General features: G+C 23.2%; 4 protein-coding genes. All 4 read right to left on the reverse strand.

The genetic code is table 4. The annotated features are described in order from the left end of the window. Positions 1–99: 99 nt before the first annotated feature. The 4 genes from EHV01_RS02620 to EHV01_RS02635 all read right to left on the reverse strand — a co-directional run bounded on the left by EHV01_RS02620 (position 100) and on the right by EHV01_RS02635 (position 5337). The gene (locus EHV01_RS02620; protein WP_422066073.1) at positions 100–1131 is read right to left on the reverse strand and encodes a hypothetical protein; all 1032 of its coding nucleotides are present in this window, start codon (positions 1129–1131) and stop codon (positions 100–102) included. Positions 1132–1318: 187 nt separating this feature from the next. Beyond that, positions 1319–1660 (reverse strand): hypothetical protein, encoded by a 342-nt coding sequence (locus tag EHV01_RS02625; protein ID WP_422066074.1) that lies wholly within the window; start codon positions 1658–1660, stop codon positions 1319–1321. A gap of 369 nt (positions 1661–2029) precedes the next feature. After that, the gene (locus EHV01_RS02630) at positions 2030–3667 is read right to left on the reverse strand and encodes a lipoprotein (RefSeq protein WP_422066075.1); all 1638 of its coding nucleotides are present in this window, start codon (positions 3665–3667) and stop codon (positions 2030–2032) included. Positions 3668–3702: 35 nt separating this feature from the next. Next, positions 3703–5337, reverse strand: coding sequence for a lipoprotein (locus tag EHV01_RS02635; protein WP_422066076.1), 1635 nt, complete (start codon positions 5335–5337; stop codon positions 3703–3705). Positions 5338–5901 lie beyond the last annotated feature (564 nt).

The following is a 5901-nucleotide window of genomic DNA, read 5'->3' on the forward strand; positions in this document are numbered from 1 at the left end:
TTTAAAAAATTTAAAGCAAAATCATAATCTTACACAAAATTAGTTTTCAAATTGTCATATTGATGATTTTTTTTATTTCATCAAGAGTTTTCGACAAAATTAAAGAGAACTATTATAATAATAACTAAAATTTTCTCAAATTAAATCAGCAAAAGAATTTAACTCTTTTAAATTAAGTTTATATTTAATATCATTATATGCAGGAGGAAAGACTGATAATAAATTTGTTAATTTACTAATAAAATCATATTTACCATTGGAAAAGAAAAGTGTATTTATTTTCTCTCAAATAATTTTGTTAATTTTAATTTTTGTTCTTGTTAATCATTCAACAACATTATCTTTTCCAATACATTGGTCATTATCATATCTATATCTTTCTTGAACAACTGTATTCAATTCCTGCTGGAAGGTAACGTTGTCTTGATTATTTTTTAGTTCTGTTCTTTCACCAAGAATATCATTATATTTTCAAGGATTTTGTTGATCTCAATAATAATATGTATATCCAAAATAAGAAGTAATTTTTACAGCTTGATTATCAAGCTCTAAATTAAGAAATAAGTCATAATAGTAAGGAAAATTTTCTCAAATTAAATCAGCAAAAGAATTTATATCATTGTCTGTAATTGAATTTCATCATGCACTATGATCTTCTCTATGAAAATTAGCAATTCCATTTTTCAATTTAATTATAAAATCTTCTTTTAAATTTAACATAAATAAAACAACTATTTCCATTCAAGTCTTAGCTGTTAGTGTTAATTTTAATAAGTCCGATGACAAAAATTTATAATATTTTTCAAGAGCATTTTTTTGAAAAGAATACTGGTTAGAAGTTAATAATTTTGGTATTACTTTTGGCACTAACCTTGCTAATTGTTTATCTAATTCTAATTCTACAATAGGGCGTGCCGAAGATGAAACTATTTCAAATTTTTCTAGTGTTTTTCTTTCTGACCTGCTTAATTTTTGATCATCATATTTAGTTAAATTAATAATTTGGTTTGGTTTTAATTTTTCTAATTGTTTGTTAGTAGTTATATGTTCATATGAATTATTAGCAACTGTAAAAGACATCCCATTAATTCCAATTGCTGTTGCACTTATTAAACATAATATTTTTTTCATTTATGTTTTCCTTTCATTTTTTTATTATAAATTTAATATTTTCATAGTTAATTCTTTTGTCATAATATCATATACTAAGAAAAAACTAAACTTTAAAATGCTTGTAAAAGTATTTCAAAGTTTAGTTTTTATTTTGATTTATTAGCACATTGTAATTAAGTTAATAATTTGCTTTTAAATAATGTAATTAAGAAATTATAATTTCAAAGTAAAATTTTGTCTGCGTCTTGGTTCAACCCAAGAAGGTCGGATTAGCAGCAGTTGCTTTAGCTGTTAATTTAACATTAATAGTATTATTAACATATTCAAAATCTAAAAATAATTCGCCATATGCGATAGCATATGTATCTTTATCAGCTGTATATCAAATATTGCCAATATTTTTTCTTTTTAATTTTATTTCGCTTACTAAAGTTATTCCCGATACTATTTTATCAGAAGAGTCAAATGAAAATAAATTCACCCAACCATTGCTAGTTTGTGAGTCAAAACTAGCTCCTTCTGCTCAGCCTTCATAACTATTTGACAATCCTTTTATTTGAAATAATGAGTATTTATTTTTAGGGAATAATTCTTTAGTTCAAAAAAATACATTTTCACTAGAATTTATTCTTGCAAAACCATCAACTTTAGTTACAGGTGTTTTTAATTCAATTTTTTCACAAATAATATTTTTTTTACTTATATTATTTTTTCTTTTTATTAAATTTATTTTTTTTCTATCTTTTCTTATTTTATAAAATGAATTAGTATTTAATAAAAAAATTAGGTAATAATAATTCTAAGTTCTTTTTCATAATTTATTGTCTTCTCTGAATTAAAAGATCAATTAAAAGATTAAGTTTTTAAATTTATCTATCTTTAACAATAAATTATTCTTAATATATTTTTTAATCATTTATCTCATTATTGGATATATTAGAAATAAAACACAATTACTTGGTAATTTATTTTCCCCAATCCCAGCAAAAGAATAATATAAACCACTATTTAAATCTTTACCAAAAGTAAATAAAGTAGCTCAATTTTCATTTTCAGAATATTTTAATGCTAAAAATGAGCCTTCTAGTTCATTAACATCAACTATTTTTTCTCCTTTTGCTCTCTCAAATAATGGATGTGATATTAAATTGAATAATTCAATGTCTTCTAAATCCGTTGTTGCCTCAGAACTTTTAAAATTATCCAATAACATTTTTGTTACTTCTTTTAATCCATCTCTTTGATTTTTATCTAATAACTTTTTAAATAGTAAATTAGAAACTTTAAGTTCAACTGCCTGAGTTGTAATTTTTAAACTATTTATATATTTTCAAAAAGCAATAATAATTTTCCCTCAATTATTTAATTTTTTATCAATTGCGGCTTTTGATAATTGCAAAGTTATCATCAAATCTTCATCATCACTACCTTTAACATTTCCTGACAAACCCATACCATAAATATTAATATAGGTTAAATTAATTTTAAAAGTACCTAAACTTAAATAATCTGTTTCATTAATATTTAAAGCAGGACCAATTTTATTCTTATAAAAATTAACAAAATCACCTTCTGTAACATTTTCAATAGTCTTTGATCCTTCATCGCCTTTAAATCAATTAGCTAAAGTTAAATTATTAATATTTCGATTATCTTTCAAACTATCAAAGCCTTTATTTTTAGCAGATAAATCTCCCTTCATAACTTGTTCTATTAATTCAACAGCATTATAAGTTATTTCAATATTTTTAAACTCTTTTTTACTATTAATATATTCTTTAAATGAAAACTTTAATCTTTCATCTAAAGCTGTAGTTTTTTCCGAAAAATCTCATTGAACATTATCATATAAAGGCTTAAAAATATCATTTTTACTAAAATCAGCGTTTTCTAAGTTTTTAAAATATTCTTGAATATTTTTAATTAAAAAAGTTGTTGCTTTGTCAGAAAGAACTTTTAATGCGGTTGTATTTTCACTAACATTATAGATTGTAGAAATTTCAAAACTTGAAAATAATGTTTTAAATTTAATACTTACCGCAGCTTTAAAATCAATTCGAACAGCACTAAATTTTTCTGAATTAATATCAACAGGAAATTTATTTTTTATCGCTTCAACATTTACAAAATTAACATTAATAACTCTATGCTCTTCATCAAAATTTAATGGCATACTATTAGGAAAATAATTTGAATATTCATTCTGTAAATTATAATTTACTGTTTCAAAAATCTTCGTAAAATCATTAATAAAATAATTTGCTAATTTCTTATCTTCAGCATTGTTTAAATTCAATTGATACATTGAATTACCATTATCAACTTTTGCATAAATTTTTGCTAAATTATTTTTGCTACTATCGACATACATCTTTTCTTTTATTTTCTCAGTAATTGCAGTAACTGCTTTATTCTGAATCTCAGATAATACTTCAAGATCACGCGCAGTTGTATCTTCTTTTTTCGTCTTAGTCTTTGTATGACATGCTACAATATTTGATACACCAGTGCCGACTAAAGTTACAGCACCTAAAACACTTAATAATTTTTTCATAGTTTTTTTCTCCTATTTTTTATAAACTTAATTATTTATTTTCGCGGTCATATTTGTAAACATACCTCATTTTTTTCTTTTGCTCCTACAAACGAATAATATAAACCATACTCTAATTTTTTACCAAAAGTAAATAAAGCAGCTCAATTTTGTTTCGAATATAGATGAAGTCATTCTAAAACAATATTGTTCGCACCATCTTTATCTTTCATTCCTTTTACTCTTTCAAATAATGGATGTGATATTAAATTGAATAATTCAATGTCTTCTAAATCCGTTGCTTCTTTAGAACTTTTAAAACTATCTACTAATACTTTCAAAGTTCCTTTTAATCCATCTCTTTGATTCTTATCTAATAACTTTTGAAATAATAATTTTGATACTACCACTTGAACTGCCCCATAACGAACATGAATCAACTCATTATTGGTAATATAATTTCAAAAAGCAATAATAATCTTTCCTCAATTATTTAATTTTTTATCAATTGCCGCTTTTGACAATTGTAAACTTACCATTAAATCCTCACCATCATTGTTTTTGGCATAACCTGACAAACCCATACCATAAACATTAATATAAGTTAAATTAATTTTAAAAGTTCCTAAATCCAAATAATCTGCTTCATTAATATTTAAACCATGACCAATTTTATTCTTATAAAAATTAACAAAATCACTTTCTGTTACACCCCTATTAGTTTTTCAACCATCTCTGTTCTCATCTTTAAATCATTGTGATAATTCCAAGTCATGGATATTTCTACTATCCTTTATAATATCATAACTTTTCTTTTGAACAGACAAAGTTTCTTTTGTTAGTTGGTCAACCAAAGGTACAGCATTATAAGTTATTTCTATATTCTGAAATTCTTTTTTACTACTAATATATTCTTTAAATGAAAATTTTAATCTTTCATCTAAAGCTGTAGTTTTTTCCGAAAAATCTCATTGAACATTATCATATAAAGGCTTAAAAATATCATTTGTACTAAAATCAGCGTTTTCTAAGTTTTTAAAATATTCTTGAATATTTTTAATTAAAAAAGTTGTTGCTTTGTCAGAAAGAACTTTTAATGCGGTTGTATTTTCACTAACATTATAGATTGTAGAAATTTCAAAACTTGAAAATAATGTTTTAAATTTAATACTTACCGCAGCTTTAAAATCAATTCGAACAGCACTAAATTTTTCTGGATTAATATCAACAGGAAATTTATTTTTTATCGCTTCAACATTTACAAAATTAACATTAATAACTCTATGCTCTTCATCAAAATTTAATGGCATACTATTAGGAAAATAATTTGAATATTCATTCTGTAAATTATAATTTACTGTTTCAAAAATCTTCGTAAAATCATTAATAAAATAATTTGCTAATTTCTTATCTTCAGCATTGTTTAAATTCAATTGATACATTGAATTACCATTATCAACTTTTGCATAAATTTTTGCTAAATTATTTTTGCCACTATCGACATACATCTTTTCTTTTATTTTCTCAGTAATTGCAGTAATTGCTTTATTCTGAATCTCAGATAATACTTCAAAATCACTTGCAGTTGTATCTTCTTTTTTCGTCTTAGTCTTTGTATGACATGCTACAATATTTGATACACCAGTGCCGACTAAAGTTACAGCACCTAAAACATTTAATAATTTTTTCATGTTTTTTCTCCTATTTCTTGCACTTTAATTTTTTTATTTTAGAATAAAATTAAAATAGTACCGGAGGAGGATTATTTTGTTTAATAAATAGATAAATTCATTTTGTAGTAAAAAAATTAATAACTATATCATATAAGTATATAAAAATATAAGCAGTAAACATTAATAATTCCTTCTCTTTCTTTTGAATAACATTATTGATACTTATTTAATTAAGACTATATTTATAATTTTTCAAAATTAATTTATCGCCTTATTGTCCATTATATATAAAAAAAAAAAAAAAAGCAAGGAAATTACCTATCTAAATAAAAAAGAGTTTTAAATTAAAACTCTTTAATGCTTATCTAACCTGATAACTTAAACTTGTCACCTTTTTATTTAAAGTTATTATCATAATAAAGTATTTTTTTGGTCATCATTTATTAAGTAAAAAATAGTGAATTTATTTTTAAAATATGTAAACTGTAAAACGAAACGCGCTAAAACAACTCTTATTAAAGGGTTGTTTTTTTATTTGTAAACCCATAATTATTAATTAATTCAGAGAAAGGACAGCATWWA

Origin of the sequence: Spiroplasma sp. hy2, assembly GCF_044714365.1 — a bacterium.
GTDB classification, from domain to species: Bacteria; Bacillota_I; Bacilli_A; order Mycoplasmatales; family Mycoplasmataceae; genus Spiroplasma; species Spiroplasma phoeniceum.